13 protein-coding genes and 1 pseudogene are annotated in these 16752 nt (G+C 63.1%); 8 read left to right on the forward strand and 6 right to left on the reverse strand.

Annotated elements, in window-relative coordinates; all coding sequences use genetic code 11:
• Window positions 1-265 precede the first annotated feature (265 nt).
• The 4 genes and pseudogenes from AB4O22_RS00005 to AB4O22_RS00020 all read left to right on the forward strand — a co-directional run bounded on the left by AB4O22_RS00005 (window position 266) and on the right by AB4O22_RS00020 (window position 6858).
• A complete protein-coding gene (locus AB4O22_RS00005; protein ID WP_460095744.1) occupies window positions 266-2650 on the forward strand; it encodes a hybrid sensor histidine kinase/response regulator in 2385 nt (794 codons plus the stop codon).
• 71 nt (window positions 2651-2721) lie between these two features.
• Window positions 2722-4362 (forward strand): annotated as a pseudogene (locus AB4O22_RS00010) (acyl-CoA dehydrogenase family protein); the annotation flags it as partial.
• A 279-nt stretch (window positions 4363-4641) separates the two neighbouring features.
• Window positions 4642-6141 carry an AMP nucleosidase gene (gene amn, locus AB4O22_RS00015; protein ID WP_161796662.1) on the forward strand — a complete coding sequence of 500 codons (1500 nt, stop codon included), beginning with the start codon at window positions 4642-4644 and terminating at the stop codon, window positions 6139-6141.
• Window positions 6142-6291: 150 nt separating this feature from the next.
• Window positions 6292-6858 carry a pseudouridine synthase gene (locus tag AB4O22_RS00020; RefSeq protein ID WP_161796661.1) on the forward strand — a complete coding sequence of 189 codons (567 nt, stop codon included), beginning with the start codon at window positions 6292-6294 and terminating at the stop codon, window positions 6856-6858.
• On the opposite strand, the gene AB4O22_RS00025 is transcribed toward AB4O22_RS00020, so the two are convergent.
• Both AB4O22_RS00025 and AB4O22_RS00030 read right to left on the reverse strand, forming a co-directional pair.
• Window positions 6853-7062 carry a DUF2788 domain-containing protein gene (locus AB4O22_RS00025; RefSeq protein WP_003185724.1) on the reverse strand — a complete coding sequence of 70 codons (210 nt, stop codon included), beginning with the start codon at window positions 7060-7062 and terminating at the stop codon, window positions 6853-6855. The two genes, AB4O22_RS00020 and AB4O22_RS00025, sit on opposite strands and share 6 nt — an antisense overlap.
• 246 nt (window positions 7063-7308) lie before the next feature.
• A complete protein-coding gene (locus AB4O22_RS00030; RefSeq protein ID WP_003185723.1) occupies window positions 7309-7788 on the reverse strand; it encodes an Lrp/AsnC family transcriptional regulator in 480 nt (159 codons plus the stop codon).
• Window positions 7789-8202: 414 nt separating this feature from the next.
• Here AB4O22_RS00030 and AB4O22_RS00035 point away from each other — a divergent pair, with 414 nt between their 5' ends.
• Window positions 8203-9213 carry a DUF6515 family protein gene (locus AB4O22_RS00035; protein ID WP_223472236.1) on the forward strand — a complete coding sequence of 337 codons (1011 nt, stop codon included), beginning with the start codon at window positions 8203-8205 and terminating at the stop codon, window positions 9211-9213.
• Window positions 9214-9277: 64 nt separating this feature from the next.
• Here AB4O22_RS00035 and AB4O22_RS00040 read toward each other — a convergent pair whose 3' ends face one another.
• Together AB4O22_RS00040 and AB4O22_RS00045 are read right to left on the reverse strand one after the other, a co-directional pair.
• Window positions 9278-10171 (reverse strand): cation diffusion facilitator family transporter, encoded by an 894-nt coding sequence (locus AB4O22_RS00040; protein ID WP_223472237.1) that lies wholly within the window; start codon window positions 10169-10171, stop codon window positions 9278-9280.
• Window positions 10172-10199: 28 nt separating this feature from the next.
• Window positions 10200-10619 carry a polyribonucleotide nucleotidyltransferase gene (locus AB4O22_RS00045; RefSeq protein ID WP_092149960.1) on the reverse strand — a complete coding sequence of 140 codons (420 nt, stop codon included), beginning with the start codon at window positions 10617-10619 and terminating at the stop codon, window positions 10200-10202.
• A 95-nt stretch (window positions 10620-10714) separates the two neighbouring features.
• On the opposite strand from AB4O22_RS00045, the gene hrpB reads away from it, so the two are divergent.
• Window positions 10715-13231, forward strand: a complete 2517-nt coding sequence (gene hrpB, locus AB4O22_RS00050; protein ID WP_460158235.1) for an ATP-dependent helicase HrpB — start codon at window positions 10715-10717, stop codon at window positions 13229-13231.
• 129 nt (window positions 13232-13360) lie between these two features.
• Here the strand turns inward: hrpB and AB4O22_RS00055 are convergent, their stop codons facing one another.
• Together AB4O22_RS00055 and AB4O22_RS00060 are read right to left on the reverse strand one after the other, a co-directional pair.
• Window positions 13361-14440 (reverse strand): endonuclease/exonuclease/phosphatase family protein, encoded by a 1080-nt coding sequence (locus AB4O22_RS00055; RefSeq protein ID WP_460095746.1) that lies wholly within the window; start codon window positions 14438-14440, stop codon window positions 13361-13363.
• A 90-nt stretch (window positions 14441-14530) separates the two neighbouring features.
• Complete coding sequence (locus AB4O22_RS00060) at window positions 14531-15193, reverse strand: YciC family protein (RefSeq protein ID WP_223472240.1); 663 nt, start codon at window positions 15191-15193, stop codon at window positions 14531-14533.
• Between the two features lie 174 nt (window positions 15194-15367).
• Between AB4O22_RS00060 and AB4O22_RS00065 the strand changes: the two genes are divergently transcribed.
• Window positions 15368-16126: a DUF2076 domain-containing protein gene (locus AB4O22_RS00065; protein ID WP_003205839.1), complete on the forward strand. Its 759-nt coding sequence runs from the start codon at window positions 15368-15370 to the stop codon at window positions 16124-16126.
• Window positions 16127-16254: 128 nt separating this feature from the next.
• Window positions 16255-16734, forward strand: a complete 480-nt coding sequence (locus AB4O22_RS00070; protein WP_013694260.1) for a LabA-like NYN domain-containing protein — start codon at window positions 16255-16257, stop codon at window positions 16732-16734.
• The last annotated feature ends 18 nt before the right edge of the window (window positions 16735-16752 follow it).

A 16752-nucleotide genomic window follows, 5' to 3' on the forward strand; every position in this document is an offset into this window, starting at 1 on the left:
AGGGTTTTATGTTGAGTCGCTTGCGGGTGGATGCTTTTTTGCCCCGTCATTTGTCGACCTGAACAAGGCAACAGCTCTATCTCAATGCTTTGCTCTGAAACGCCCGTTCTAGAGCCTTTTGTAGGAAAAAATTCAATGGTGCAAATTGGCCATCAGCGGCTATGCTAGGGATGGATCCAACTCATAACAGGTAATGCCGGTTTTACGTCTACTCAGGGAATGGGGGGCTTCCTGACTCAACCGGACAGGCCGCGCTGGGGCTTAAATGCGCTATTTGCTGATGTTGTTGCTGTGCTTGTCCCCTTTGGCAAGTGCTCTCGAATTCGATGAATTCACCCAAAACCTGCCCTTGGGCCATGCCCTGCTGGTGTTCGAAGATGCGCGCGGCACGGCCACCATTGACGATGTCCTGGCTCAGGCTGCCGCTGGTGCTTTCAAGCCCCATGACCAAGCTACCCTGAACGCCGGTTACTCGCGATCAGCCTTCTGGTTGAAAATCGACCTGCACTACCGTCCCGGCAATCCGGACGCCCAGCGCACCTGGCTGCTGGAGCTGGCATACCCGCCGCTGGACCACCTCGACTTGTATTTGCCCGATGCGGCGAGGGGCTATCGCCTGGTTCGCCAGACCGGTGATGCGTTGCCGTTCGCCAGCCGCGAGATCCGCCAGAACAACTACCTGTTCAGCCTGGCTTTCAAGCCCGAACAACAGCAGACCCTCTACCTGCGCCTGCAAAGCCAGGGTTCGATCCAGGCGCCGCTGACGCTGTGGTCGAGCACCGCGTATCTCGAACAACAGCCCGTGCGCTTGTATGTACTGGGGATCATCTATGGCGTGCTGCTGGGGATGCTGGTCTACAACCTGTTCATCTACCTGAGCGTGCGCGATACCAGCTACCTCTATTACATCTTCTACATTGCCTCGTTCGGCCTGTACCAGTTGTCGGTCAACGGTGCCGCCGTGGAGTATTTCTGGCCGGATAACCCCTGGTGGGCCAATGCGGCGACGCCGTTCTTCATCGGCTGCGCGGGCCTGTTTGGCAGCCAGTTCGCTCGCAGTTTCCTGCAAACCGCCCAGCATAGCCGTTGGCTGGACCGCTTGCTGCTGGCGCTGATCGCCTACAGCGCCGGGGTGGTCGGTCTGTCGCTGATGACCAGTTATGCCCTGGCGCTGCGCCTGGCGACGGTGTTGGCGCTGCTGTTCACGGTGGCGATCTTTGCCGCCGGGTTGTTTGCCTGGTGGCGTGGCCTGCGGGTGGCGCGTTATTTCATCATTGCCTGGTCGGCGTTTCTGCTGGGGGGCATCGTCAACACGTTGATGGTGCTCGGTTACCTGCCGAACGTCTTCCTGACCATGTACGCCAGCCAGATCGGCTCGGCCATCGAAGTGGCGCTGTTGTCCCTGGCCCTGGCCGACCGCATCAATGCCATGCGCGAGCAGCAGGCCCAGACCCTGTTGGACGCCGGGCAGAAACTCGAAGTGCTCAACCAGCAACTGGCCCACGGCAACAAGCTCAAGGATGAATTCCTCGCCACGCTGACCCATGAACTGCGCACGCCGATGAATGGCGTGATCGGTTCCCTTGAGCTGATGGAAACCGTCGAGATGGACGAGGAACTGACCCAGTATCAACAGACCGCCGCCGGCTCGGCGCGGGACATGATGCGCATGGTCAATGGCATGCTCACCCTGACCGAGTTGCAGGCCGGCAAGCTCAAGGTCTATCCGGCACCGTTCAGCCTGCGTGGGGTGGTCGATGCGCTGCAGGTGCAGTTCGGCGCCAATGCCGCGGCCAAGGGCCTGGACTTCAAGGTCGATGTGGCCCCGGGTTTGGCGGACCGGTTGCTCGGCGACAGCGGCAAACTGGCCCAGAGCCTGGAATGCCTGCTGGACAACGCCATCAAGTTCACCCGGGTTGGCGGCCTGGCTCTGCGAGTCAGCGGCCGGCCGACGGCGCTTGATCGGCTGGTGCTGTCCTTTGCCGTCATCGACACCGGAATCGGTTTTACCGACCTGGGGGAAGCGACCTTGTACCAGCGCTTCTTCCAACTCGACGGCTCGATGACCCGCGAATATGGCGGCCTCGGCGTGGGGCTGGCTATCTGTCGGCAACTGGTGGAACTGCTGGGCGGACGTCTGACCCACACCTCCGAACCCGGTCGTGGCAGCCGTTTCCAGTTGGACGTAGAGTTTGACGTGGCCTTGCCAGCGGCGGTCCCGACGCCGTTTTCCTTCGGTGGCCACCAGGGTTCGCGCCTGCCACAGGATTGCACGGTGCTACTGGCCGATGACAACAGCATCGATCAGTTGGTCATGCGCGGCATGTTGCTCAAGCTCGGTTATCGGGTGCGCACCGCCGACAGTGGCCGCGCCGCGCTGGATCTGCTGCACGGCGAGCGCTTTGATGCGGTGCTGCTCGATTGCCAGTTGCCGCCACTGGACGGCGTGTCGCTCTGCTGCCAGATCCACGCCTTGTCCGGCTGCGAGGAACTGCCGGTGCTGGTGGTCAGCCCGAACGAGGGGCGTGAGTGCTGTCCTTCGGGCGCGCCGGTCGATTACTTGAACAAGCCAGTGAAGTTCGAGGCACTGCAGGCGATGCTCCAGCGCCGGGTGCTTTGCCCAAGACAGGGTGAAAGCGCCGACATTTAGGCGCATATGACACTTTGTTCGGCCTGGAGGCGGTGCTTAACTGAATCCCTGGCCGATCGAGGAGCCCTGTCATGAACCTGCACCAGTTCGCTGAAACCCACGACGTCACCAATCAGCCGCCGTCCCTGGATGGCGCCAACCTGTACCGCATCGACCTGCCGCTGCAGCAGTGGTCACAGCGCTTTGGGGCGGGCTGGGCGCAGGCGCGGATCGATGCGTATGGGGCGCTGGCCGGCGGACCGTTGATGGAAGCGGGCTTCCTGGCCAACCAGAACAAACCGGTGTTCTCCAGCCATGACCGTTATGGCCATCGCATCGACCTGGTGGAGTTCCATCCGGCTTATCACCAGTTGATGCGCACTGCCGTCGAGCACGACCTGCCCAGTTTGCCCTGGGCGCACCCGCAACCCGGCGCGCATGTCGCCCGGGCGTCGATGACCTATTTGCATAGCCAGGCCGAAGCCGGCACCGGCTGCCCCCTGACCATGACCTTCGCCAGTGTGCCGGCGCTGCGCTTGCAGCCGGACCTGGCCGAGCACTGGGTGCCCAAGGTGCTGGCCACCGAGTACGACCCGCGCAACGTCGGCATGGCCCACAAGGCCGGCGTGACCCTGGGCATGGCGATGACCGAAAAACAGGGCGGCACCGATGTGCGGGCCAACACCACCAAGGCCTATCCGGTGGGCGCCAGCGGCCCGGGCCAGGCCTATGAGCTGGTTGGGCACAAATGGTTCTGTTCGGCGCCGATGTGCGATGCCTTCCTCACCTTGGCCCAGACCGACAAGGGGCTGACCTGTTTCCTGTTGCCGCGCCATCGCCCCGACGACACCCGCAATCAGTTCTACATCCAGCGGCTGAAGAACAAGCTGGGCAACTGTTCCAACGCCTCCAGCGAAGTCGAGTTCCGTGGCGCACTGGCCTGGATGGTCGGTGAAGAAGGGCGGGGCGTGCCGACGATCATCGAGATGGTCGCCATGACCCGTTTCGATTGCATGGTCGGCTCCAGCGCCCTGATGCGCCAGGCGCTGACCCAGGCCAGCCATCACTGCGCGCACCGCAAGGTCGGTGGCAAGTTGTTGAGTGAACAGCCGCTGATGCAAAACGTCCTGGCTGACCTGGCGCTGGAAAGCGAGTCCGCACTGGCCTTGAGCCTGCGCATGGGCCGGGCGCTGGACCACTTGAATGACGAGCATGAGGCCAAGTTCGCCCGGTTGGTGACGGCAGTGGGCAAGTACTGGATCTGCAAGCGCGCCCCCGCGATGATCAATGAAGCCGCCGAATGCATGGGCGGTGCCGGCTACGTCGAAGACAGCATCCTGCCGCGCCTGTACCGAGAAGCGCCGGTCAACTCGACGTGGGAAGGCTCCGGCAACGTGCAATGCCTGGATGTGCTGCGCGCCTTGTCCAAGGAGCCCGGCATGCTGGAGGTATTGTTCAGCGAACTGGGCGATGGCCACGGCGACAAGCGCCTGGCTGGCCACATCCACCAATTGCACGCCGCGTTCAAGGATACCGACGACATCCAGTACCGCGCCCGGCAATTGACCGAAGACATCGCCGTTGGCCTGCAGGCCAAGCTGTTGCTCGAAGCCGGGAACAGTGAGGTCAGCGATGCCTTCATCGCCAGTCGCCTGGGTTCGGCCGGCCGGGTGTACGGTGCCTTGCCTCGGGGCTTGAATGTCGAGGCGATCGTGACGCGCTCCACCCCACACGGCTTTTGGACACGACACGTACCCTGTGGGAGCGAGCCTGCTCGCGAAGGCATCGGTACATCCAACATCTGTGGTGCCTGATACACCGCTATCGCGAGCAAGCTCAGCTCCCACAGAGCATCCCGGAGTCCATGTGGGAGCAAGGCTTGCCCGCGATGACGGAGGTACATCCAGCATCTGTGGTGACTGATACACCGCTATCGCGAGCAAGCTCGCTCCCGCAGGGAATCGATCGAGTCCACTACGCCACTGTTCCCGTCGGGCGGCGATGCAGGCAAGATGAAGGCCTGCAAGTCAGAACACAGGAAGCTGATCGTGACCGAAGCGTTTATTGTCGTTCAAACCGCCGAACAAGCCGTGGATCGTCTGGCGGCCCTGCACGAGCGTGCGACCACCGCGTTGAACCAGGCGCTGATGCGTTATCTCAAGGACCGCGTCGAGCCGGATGCCGAACAGCGTGCGTTGTTTCGCTATCCGGCCTTGCGGCTGACTTATCACTGCCACGGCGAAGTCCCGCAAACCACGCGTGCCTATGCCAAGGTCCAGTTGCCCGGCACCTACAGCGTCACCGTCACCCACCCCGCCGCTTTCCGTAAGTACCTGCTGGAACAGCTGGTCCCGCTGATGCACGACTTTACCGTCACCGTGGAAGTGGGCGTCAGCGAGCAGAACATTCCGTACCCGTACGTGGTGGAGCAGGGCGACGAACTGGCCGGCTCCGGCGTGACCGCCGCCGTGCTGGCGCGGGTTTTCCCCAGCACCGACCTGTCGGCCGCCACCGATGGCATTGCCGACGGCCTCTATGACTGGGAAAACACCGACCCACTGCCCTTGGCGCTGTTCGACGCCGCGCGGGTGGATTTTTCCCTGCGCCGGCTGGTGCATTACACCGGCAGCGACTGGCGCCATGTGCAGCCGTGGATCCTGTTGACCAACTATCACCGCTATGTCGACCAGTTCATCGTCCATGGCCTGGAGCAACTGCGCAGCGACCCGCGCTTTGTGCGCATGGTCCTGCCGGGCAACGTGATCATCGACAAGAACATGGAGCACAGCGAAGCATCGGCCATCGCCGCCGGTGTGGTCTGGCACCGCTACCAGATGCCGGCCTATCACCTGCAGACCAATGATGGCCATGGCGTGACCCTGGTGAACATCGGCGTCGGCCCTTCCAACGCCAAGAACATCACCGACCACCTGGCCGTGCTGCGCCCGCATTGCTGGCTGATGATCGGCCACTGCGGCGGGCTGCGGCAGTCCCAGACCATCGGTGACTACGTGCTGGCCCACGCCTACATGCGCCGCGACGGCATTCTCGACCGGGTGGTGCCACCGAACATTCCGATTCCGGCCCTGGCCGAAGTGCAGATGGCGCTTCAACAGGCCGCGGCGAACATCACCGGCGAAAAGGGCGACGAGCTGAAAAAACGCCTGCGCACCGGTACCGTGCTGACTTATGACGACCGCAACTGGGAACTGCGCTGGGCCCAGGAGCGTCCGCTGATCAACCTGTCCCGCGCGGTGGCGGTGGACATGGAAAGCGGCACCATCGCCGCCCAGGGTTATCGCCTGCGGGTGCCTTACGGCACGTTGCTTTGTGTCTCGGACAAACCGTTGCACAGCGAAATCAAGCTGCCGGGCTCGGCCAACGCGTTCTATGAGCGAGCGGTCAACCAGCACCTGAAGATCGGCATCGAGGCGTTGGACCTGTTGCGCACCGAACTCAACTCGTTGCATTCGCGCAAGCTGCGCAGCTTCGACGAGCCGCCGTTCCGCTGATGCCCCGTTGAAGGGGGTGGTGGTTATTTAACGGTCGGGCCACTAGCATGGTGGGCCCGAACGTTAAATGTTGTATTCGCCATGCCCCGTCCTCCACGCCCTGCTTCCCGTCGCCCTGGCGCGAAGCTTCCAGCCTCCGCCCCGCGCCGTATGGCCAAGGCCCCGCCGGCCGAGCCGAAGCTGATCCTGTTCAATAAACCCTTCGATGTACTGACGCAATTCAGTGACGGTGAGGGGCGGGCGACGCTCAAGGATTTTATCGACGTACCGGGCATCTACCCGGCCGGACGACTGGACCGCGACAGCGAAGGCTTGCTGTTGCTGACCAACGATGGGCAGTTGCAGGCGCGGATTGCCGACCCCAAGCACAAGCTGGCCAAGACCTATTGGGTGCAGGTGGAGGGCGAGCCGAGTGCCGAACAGTTGCAGCGATTGCGCGATGGGGTGGAGTTGAACGACGGCATGACCCTGCCGGCCGAGGCGCGCTCATTGGATGAGCCGCAATTGTGGCCGCGCAACCCGCCGGTACGTTTTCGTAAAAGCGTGCCCACAAGCTGGGTGGAGCTGGTGATACGCGAGGGGCGCAATCGCCAGGTACGACGCATGACCGCCGCCGTGGGTTTGCCGACATTGCGCCTGGTGCGGGTCAGGATCGGCGACTGGACGATCGAAGGGCTCGATCAGGGCCAGTGGAAGGAAGTGCCAGCGCGCTTATAACGCTCCGGACTCGATCAGGCCGATCACCACGCTCTTGATGACGAACGCGGCCACACCGAGGCCCAGCACGAAAAACAGGATGAACGAGCCGAAACGTCCGGCCTTGGACTTCTTCGCCAAGTCCCAGACGATGAAACCCATGAAAATGATCAGGATGCTGACCAGGCCGGTCATCATCCACTCTTCGAAAACAGCAGGATCCATCAGGACACTCCGGCGTGGGCGGGGTTGAAAAGGCGCGGCGAGTATAAGGCATGGGGCGCGGGCGCGGGATTGGCCTGCGGCGGTGTGTCGCAGCTATTCATCGCCTCAAGTTCACTGTTGATCGTTCCCACGCTCTGCGTGGGAATGCAGCCCGGGACGCTCTGCGTCCCTCCAAGAGCCGAACGCAGAGCGTCCGGAGAGGCGTTCCCACGCAGAGCGTGGGAACGATCAATGCCACAAAAGCGGTCAGCTGCGCAGATGCGTCAACGGCAGTTCGGTGCTGTTGAGTACCTGGTTCAGCACAAAACTTGAACGCACGCTGGTGACGCCATCGATCCGGGTCAGGTGCCCCAGCAGCAGTTTCTGGTAGTGGTCCATGTCCGGCACCACCACCTTGAGCTGGTAGTCCGCGTCCATCCCGGTCACCAGGCTGCACTCCAGTACTTGCGGCAAGTTACGGATGGCGGCTTCGAAGTTCTCGAAACGCTCGGGGGTGTGGCGGTCCATGCCGATCAGCACATAAGCCGTCAGGCTCAGGCCCAGCAGCTTGCGGTCGAGCAGGGCGACCTGGCGGGTGATGTAGCCGTCATCCTCCAACTGCTTGACCCGTCGCGAGCAGGGGGAGGGCGACAGGCCGATGCGTTCGGCCAGTTCCTGGTTGGAGATGCGCGCGTCGCGCTGCAATTCCGCCAGAATGCTCAGGTCGTATCGGTCGAGTTTGCTCATCGGTCGGGCCTTTATCTTGATAATTGCGGAAGATTATCTATCCGAGGTTAAAAATTGCGCAAGTGGTGTTTATTTCCGCAATCTTCGCAATCATCTGTCGGCACCTCAGGTTTACTCTTATCACCAAGATCACTGCTCGGACAAACAGTCCAGTGCAGCCCGCCCAATCAGGCCGGCTGCGGTCGCAGTACCCACCGGTACTGGCAGACCCCCGAGCTGCACACTGTCCAGAAGACGGCGTGAGGTGAGCCGACGTCATAAGCGTCGAGCACGGACGAAATTCTCAAGGGGAGGCCGACGGGCCTCCCTTTTTTAATGCCTGCGAAATAAACCCCGTGGCTGATAACCTATCGCAGAACCGGCCTGGGCTTTTCCAGTCTTACTATCAGGCCCTGAACCGTTGTGAGGAATTTCATGAAGTCGCGCATCTGGCGTTTGGCAGGTGTTGGTCTGTTGTGGGCAAGTGTCAGTGCGCAGGGTATGGCCGACGATCAGCAAAACCGTGGCGGCCCCGACGGCGGTCGTGGTCAGGACGGACGCGGCGGCAACGGCCAGGGTTACTCGGGCCAGCCACGGGCGCAGAGCAACGAAATCATTCGGGGCGACAACAGTCGTCAGTTCGAGGTCAAGCCACAGCCGCAATACCAGGGCGGCCAGCGCTATGATCGTGGCCCTCAAGACCCCAACGACCATGGCCGTCCGCAGCCGCAGCCCGGCAACAACCTGCCGATCCAGGGCCGGCCCGACAGCGTGACCCAGACCCGCGAACCGCAACCAGGGTATTACCGCGATGTCCCGCGTCGCAACGACGGTTATCCAAACGGCGGGCCACGCCCAAGCCACGACAATCGTCCCGAGCAGCATTGGCCCGGTCGACCGGACGGCCATGGCAACGGCTGGGGCCCGGGACCGCAGTATCGCCCGGGTTACGTGATCGACCGTTTCCCGGATCGCAACTACCGCGTGCCCTATCGCGGCCAGGATTATTTCTACTCGGGCGGCTACTGGTATCGCCCTCAAGGGCCGCGTTACATCGTGGTCGAGCCACCGCGGGGCATCCGTACCCGTTACCTGCCCGATTACGCCAGGGAAGTGTGGATCGGCAGCTCGCTGTTCTTTCTCGCTGCCGGCGCCTATTACATCTACGAAGCCAGCACCCAGGACTACGTCGTGGTCGAGCCGCCCGTGGCCAACCCGCAGCCTCAACCCCAAGGCAACAGCTTTGACGTGGTGGCCTATCCGGCTAACGGCCAGTCGCCCGAGCAGGTCAATCAGGATGGCTACGACTGCTATCGCTGGGCAGTGCAGCAGAGCGGTTTCGACCCGCGCAACTACAGCTACCCACCGGCGCCGGAAGTGGTGCAGGCCTATCGCCAGGCCCAGGGGAGTTGCTTGAGTAGTCGTGGGTATCAGGTGACGTACTGAGACGCGGTAAAGATCGTGCGGACGCTGCTTTTTGTGGCGAGGGGATAAATCCCCTCGCCACAAGTTATGCGCTGACGGCTTTTACCACTTCCGACGGATCGGCATGCACCAGCACTTCGGCCTTCGGATAAGCATGATGGATCGCATCGGCGGCCTGGTCGCTGATGCCGTGGGCCACTGACAGGGTCAGTTCTCCCGGCAGCTCCAGGTGCAGTTGCACGAACCAGTGGTTGCCGGAGATCCGCGTACGCAGGTCATGGGCACCGAGCACGCCGGGCACGGCGCAGGCCAGTTCCAGCATGTGCTGGCTGACGTCGGGCGGCAGTTCCTGATCCATCAGCACGGCAAAGCTTTCCCGGGCGATCTGGACGGCGCTCCACAGAATGTAAATGGCGATCCCCAGGCCGAACCAGGCATCGAGTTGATACCAGCCGAACCCGGCCAGCACCAGCGCGACCAGGATGCTGCCGTTGAGCAACAAGTCGGAGCGATAGTGCAGCGAGTCGGCGCGCACGGCGTTGGAGCCGGTGGCGCGGATGACCCGATGCTGCAACGCCAGCAGCGCCAGGGTCAGCCCCAGGGAAAACACGATCACGCCGACGCTCAGCCAGGGGGCATCCACCGGCACCGGATTTTTCAGCCGCTCGAAAGCCTGCAAGGCAATCAATACCGCACTGCCGCCGATAAACAGCGCCTGGGCCATGCCGGCCAGGGATTCGGCCTTGCCATGACCGTAGCGATGGTCATCGTCGGCGGGGCGCAGCGCGTAATGCACCGCCAGCAGATTGAGCAGCGAGGTGACGCCGTCCAGTGCCGAGTCGGTCAGGCCGGCAAGCATGCTCACCGAGCCGCTCAGCCACCAGGCCAGGGCCTTGGCGACGACCAGGGTAAGCGCCACGGCCACCGACGCCCGGGTGGCCAGGCGCAGCAGACGGGCGTGTTCGGTGCTGGTGGTCATGGTGCGGTCGTTCCTTGGGTGGCGCCTGTCATGCGGCGGGCTTGAGGCCGAGGGCAGCCAGTTGTTGCGCGCTGCCCTTGTGCTGGATCAGCCGAGGATCGTCCAGCGGGAAGCTGCGGCCCAGTTCGCGTTCCAGGATCGCCTGCAACACGTGGTTATTGACGGTGCCATCGGGGTTGATGGCCGGCTTGAGTTTCTCTGGCTCGATCTGGACGCTCTTGCCCGGCTCGAAGTAAATGGCGCCGGTGGCGAAGTCCACGGCGAACGCGATCAGGCCGGGGATGATGTAGAACAGCAGGCCGACGGCATCGAGCGCGGCAATCGCCGGGTCGATCTTGCCATCGATCTGGCCGCGACGGTCCGGGTAGAAGATCGAGCCACAGGCGCTGATTTGAGTCAGCAAGGAGGCGACCAGGACGCCACCGATCACGCGAAAGGGAATACGCATAGCAATCTCCTGAACAGGTAAAGGCGTTGCTGGTTGGAGTCCAGACCACGCTAAACAGTTCGCCGTTATACTCGGCCCTCTGTTTTGGAGCCAGCATGATTTCTTTGCCGATTGATGAAGTTTTACTCGCCCTGCGTCAAGCCTTGGCATCGCGCCACGAAGCCGTGCTCGAAGCGCCACCCGGTGCCGGTAAAACCACCCGTGTTCCCCTGGCCTTGTTGCACGAGCCCTGGCTGGCCGGGCAGACCATCCTGATGCTCGAACCCCGGCGCCTGGCGGCACGGGCGGCGGCCGAGCGGCTGGCCAGTGAACTGGGGGAAAAGGTCGGTGAAACCGTCGGCTACCGGATTCGCCTCGACAGCAAGGTCGGCCCCAAGACCCGCATTGAGGTGGTCACCGAAGGCATCCTCACCCGGCGTTTGCAGGACGACCCGGCGCTGGAAGGCGTGGGGCTGCTGATTTTCGATGAATTCCATGAACGCAGTCTCGACGCCGACCTGGCCCTGGCCCTGAGCCTCAACGGTCGGGAGCTGTTTCGCGAAGACCAGCCACTGAAGATCCTGCTGATGTCCGCCACCCTGGAAGGTGAGCGCCTGGCCGGGTTGCTGGACAACGCGCCGATCCTGCGCAGCGAAGGCCGCATGTTCCCGGTGACGGTGCGTTGGGGCCGGCCGTTCCAGCCCGGCGAGTTCATCGAGCCGCGGTTGGTGCAGACCGTATTGGATGCACTGGGGGATGAAACCGGCAGCGTCTTGGTGTTCTTGCCCGGGCAGGCCGAGATCCGCCGGGTCCATCAGCAACTGGCCGAGGCCTTGGGCGAGGGTGGCAATGTGTTGCTCTGTCCGCTGCACGGTGAACTGGACCTCGCCGCCCAGCGCGCCGCCATCGACCCCGCGCCACTCGGCCAGCGCAAAGTGGTGCTTGCCACCAACATCGCTGAAACCAGCCTGACCATCAATGGCGTGCGGGTGGTGATCGACGCCGGACTGGCCCGGGTGCCGCGTTTCGACCCGGGCAGCGGCATGACCCGACTCGACACCCAGCGCATTTCCCGAGCCAGCGCTACCCAGCGGGCTGGTCGGGCCGGGCGTCTGGAGCCTGGTGTCTGCTATCGATTGTGGTCCGAAGACCAGCATGAGCAATTGGCCGCCTACGGCAGCGCGGAGATTCTGTCGGCGGACCTGGCCGGATTGGCCCTGCAGTTGGGACGCTGGGGCGTGACGCCGCAGCAATTGGTCTGGCTCGACATTCCGCCCACCGCTGCGTATGCCCAGGCCCAGGACCTGCTGCAACGCCTGGGCGCGCTGGAGGGCGAGCAACTGACCCGCCACGGCCAGGCCATGGCCGAATTGCCGGCCCACCCGCGTATCGCTCATCTGCTGCTGCGCGGTCAGGCGCTGGGACTGGCGGACATGGCCTGCAACGTCGCCGCACTGTTGGGCGAGCGCGATATTCTGCGCGGCGCCGGCGCGGATCTGCACAGTCGCCTGGCCTTGCTGTCCGGCGAAGAACGAGCCGCGCGCGGCGCCCAGGGCGAGGTGCAGCGGGCGCGACAACTGGCCCGGCAATATCGCGGTTACCTGCGGGGCAAGGCCGAAGAAGCCGTGGTCGATCCCGATCATCCGCGCTGGCTTGGCGCGTTGCTGGCGCTGGCCTACCCGGACCGCGTCGCCCAGCAACGCCGGCCCGGCGGCGCTGAATATCGTTTGGCCAATGGCCGTGCGGCGCTGTTTGCCGAGGCTGACAGCCTGATGAAACAAACGTGGTTGGTGATCGCCGACCTGGGCAGCCGCCAGGGCCAGCGGGAAGAGCGGATCTACCTGGCGACGGATTTCGACCCGGCGCTGTTCGATTCGGTATTGGCCGAACAAGTACGCACGGTGGATCAACTGGATTGGGACGAGCGCGAAGGCGTGCTGCGCGCCGAGCGCCAGCGCAAGGTCGGCGAACTGGTGCTCAGCCGCGAACCGCTGACCGGCCTGGATGAGTCGGCCCGTAGCCAGGCCCTGGTGAACCTGGTGCGGCGCAAGGGCTTGGAATTATTGTCCTGGACCCCGGAACTGCGGCAATGGCAGGCGCGGGTGGCGCTGCTGCGCCGCCTGGACCTGGACGCCAAGGGCGAGAGCGAATGGCCGGATGTCAGCGATGGCGCATTGCTGGGCAGCCTAGAGCATTGGTTGATGCCGTATCTGGGCCGAGTCTCGCGCCTCAGCCATTTTGCCAACCTGGATTTGTCGAGCATCGTTCACGCGCTGTTGCCCTGGCCCCTGCCGCAACGCTTGGATGAATTGGCGCCGCACCATTTGAGCGTGCCCTCGGGGTCTTCGATCCGCCTGGACTACAGCGAGCATCCGCCGATCCTGGCGGTGCGCTTGCAGGAGCTCTTCGGCCTGGCCGACACCCCGCGCATCGCTGGCGGGCGCCAGGTGGTCAAGTTGCACTTGCTGTCACCGGCGCGCCGGCCGGTGCAGGTCACCCAGGATCTGGCGAACTTCTGGCGCAGCACCTACGCCGAGGTGAAGAAAGACCTCAAGGGGCGCTATCCCAAGCATTACTGGCCGGACGATCCGCTGGTGGCGGAGGCGACGGCGCGGGTCAAACCGCGTAAGTGAGCTGAGGATATTCAGGATATGAAATACAAACTCTGTGGGAGCCGAGCTTGCTCGCGATAGCGGTGTGTCAGTCTATGACCGTGCTGCTGATCCACCGCAATCGCGAGCAAGCTCGGCTCCCACAAAGGGCTAAGGCGCTGCCGGCAACAGGAACCGTGCAATCACCGGCAAGTGATCGGAGATGCGCAAGGTATCGTCCTGCCTTACCTGGGCTTCGACCCGTTTGAGGCGCGGGCTGTAGAAGAGGTAGTCGACGGTGCGGTCGGGGCCGTTGAGGCCGGGGTCGTTCGGGTAGTGGGTCAGCCAGTGTCCGCGGTCGATACCGCTGGCCTCGTTGTTGGTGGGGATCATCGGGTATTTGTCCCACAACAGGTGCAGGGGGCTGTCGGCGGAATAGGGCGTGCGTTGCTCGGCCGGCAGGCGCCGGTACTGGCCCAGGGGCAGCAGGTTGAAGTCGCCGCCGATAAGCCAGGGTGTGCCAGCGGATTCGAGTTTATCCAGGGCCTTGGCCACGGCGGTGATTTGTCTGGGTAGGGTTTCGTCTGGCTCGGTGGCCCGTTCCAGGTGGGTGTTGAGCACCGCCAGTCGGCCGCCGCCGCTCAGCGGCAGATAGCTCACCAACAAGGCATTTTTCGGCTGGAACTGACAGCTGATGATGTTGGCGTCGGCCACCGGCAGTTGTACCCGTTCGGCATGGTCGATGCGGTAGCGACTCAGGGTCGCCAGTTGCCGGCCGACGCTGCCGAAGATGTGTGGATCGGGGGTAAAGTCGGCCTTCCAGTCGAAGGCGCTGGTGCCGCACGGATAGAGGTCGGCCAGCCGCTCCTGCAACAGCTTGAGCTGGTCCTGGTAATCGCTGGCCTTGGCGCCCTTGTCCAGTTCCTGGAGCAGTACGACGTCCGGCTGCTCGTCGCGGATGACCCGTGCCACTTCGTCGAGGCTGAAGGCCATATCTTCCAGGGTCGGGCTTTCATCGTTGCCCTGGGCCAGGTCGTGCCAGAACACGTAGCGTTTGCCGGCGAGGAACTGGACGTTCCAGGTCATCACCTTCAAGGCCTGGCCGGGCGCCAGCGGTGCTGCGTTGGCGGTGCAACTGACCGGCAAGGTTTCCCGGGGCTGTGGCCGCCAGGTCAGGCCGTAGATCGACAGGGCGGCCAGGCTGAGGATCAACAGCAGGCCCAGCAAGGTGTAGCGCAGTAGACGGGTCATGGCTCGGCTTATGGGCGAAACGCGAAAGTGATCCCGAGCATAACCGAGAGCGGTTCTCAAGCCCAAGCCCAGGGCCTTCGCAGTGTGCGATCAGCGGTTGTCAGGCTTGGCTTCGATCAACATGAACATGCGGAACAGCACCACGCTGGTGAACAGTTGCAAGAAGCTGTGGACGCTGTCGATCAGCAGGCTGAGCACAGGGTTCTGAGGAGGTGGATATACCGAGACGCTGACGCCCTTGAGCAGCCACAGCGGGCCCATCACACAGAGAATACACAGCAGGACCCGCCAGAAGTTGCCGCGGGACATGTTCAGGCTTTCCCTCATCGCCGCCAGGGGTGTCAGGCCCCTGAGGACCAACAGGTATTCACTGAAGGCCAGGGTCACCATCAGCCACAGGCCCGGCAGGAAGTACAACGACAGTCCCACCAGGATCAACAGCGTGTTGAGGGCCGTCAGCAAGGCAAAGCGTGGCCACAGGGTGAGGGCCGTTGCGAGCAGGTCACGGGTGCGTGGTGCTTCACCGCGGCTGCGGGCGTCGAGAAACAGGATCAACGTTGCGGTGTACAAGGGGTACACCAAGAGCCCGACGATCACGCTGTAGCCGGGGAAACCCTCGGGGCCGACGGCGCTGTCCACGCCTTGCTGCAGCAAGGCCTCGAGTATGACCAGCGGCAGGCACAGCTGGGCGATCCGGCCCAGATGGCGCTTGAAGAAATACAAAGAGTCGCGCAGCACGTCAAACGGATTCATGAGTCGGTATCGCAGTTCAAAAGCGGTCTGACACTTTAACCGATCAGGCGCCCGCACAAGCAAACGTAAACATCAGGTAAAGACCATTGAAACCTTTGCGGCGAGCCCCATTACTGGTGGGCACCGGTCTTCAGGACCGGAATGGTTTCTACCCGGCAATCTAATGAGGTCGCCATGAACAGCGAAGAACAAACCCTGATCGATGGACTGTTTTCACGGCTGCAACAGGCCGAAAAGGATTCAGCCCCGCGCGACGTCCAGGCCGAGGCGCGGATCAAGGAACACCTGGCCAGCCAGCCAGCGGCGGGCTATTTCATGGCCCAGGCGATTCTGGTGCAGGAGGCCGCGATCAAGCGCCTCGATGAACAGAACAAGCAACTCGCCCAGCAGGTCGAGCAATTGCAGGCCGAGCTGCAACGGGCCCGTTCCCAGCCATCGGCACCCAGCGGTGGCGGAGGCTTTCTGTCGAGCATTTTTGGTGGCAGCGCCCGGGATTCACGCCCGGCAAGCACACCGACGTCCAGTGGGGGAGGCTGGCGCGAACCGGCACAGCCGTCCTTCAATGCCCAGCCCCAACAGGGCTTCGGCGCGCCGCCCGGCAATTATGGCGCACCGCAACAGCAGGCCCCGGCTGCGGGCAGCTTCCTCGGCGGCGCCCTGAAAACCGCGGCAGGCGTGGCCGGCGGTGTGATGCTGGCCCAAGGCATCAGCAGCCTGTTCCACAGTAACCAGCAACCCCAGGAAATCGTCGAGGTCATCAAGGAGGAGCCGGCTCAACCGGTCAACGACACCGCCAACAGCGGCGACAACGGTTGGGGCGATGACCAACGGGTGGCCGATAACGACGGCTATGGTAATGACCCGGGAGGTTTCAGCGACGCGGACTACAGCGACGATTCATCTTCCTTCGGCGACGACGACTCCTTCGTCTGACCTGCCATTCGTCCGGGGCGCATAGGCGCCTCGGGGCGATTATTCGCGGAACAATCCTTCGGGCTGGCATACTGGGCGACTTTTCGGCCCAGGTGGTCTGCGTGCGTGTGCATCCAAGAGGAAACGCGGTGAAAAAAATTGCAGTGTTCGCCGATGTCCAGAACCTCTACTACACCGTGCGCCAAGCCTACGGTTGCCATTTCAACTACGCCGCGCTGTGGGCTGATGTCAGCAAGCAGGGGCAGATCGTCGAGGCCTATGCCTACGCGATCGATCGCGGTGACAGCAAGCAGCAGCAATTCCAGCAGATCCTGCGCAACCTGGGCTTTATCGTGAAGCTCAAGCCCTACATCCAGCGCAGCGACGGCTCGGCCAAGGGCGACTGGGACGTGGGCATCACGCTGGACATCATGGACGCCGCCGACCACGTCGACGAAGTGGTGCTGGCCTCCGGCGACGGCGATTTCGACATGCTGCTCGAACGGATCATCCAAAAACACGGCGTGCAGGCCGTGGCCTATGGTGTGCCGGGGTTGACCGCCAACTCGCTGATCCGCGCTGCCAGCCGCTACGTGCCCATCGAAGGCGCGTTGTTGCTCAAGAATTGATTTTCACGGAGTTCAAAA

The organism is Pseudomonas sp. S3_B11 (genome assembly GCF_054667715.1).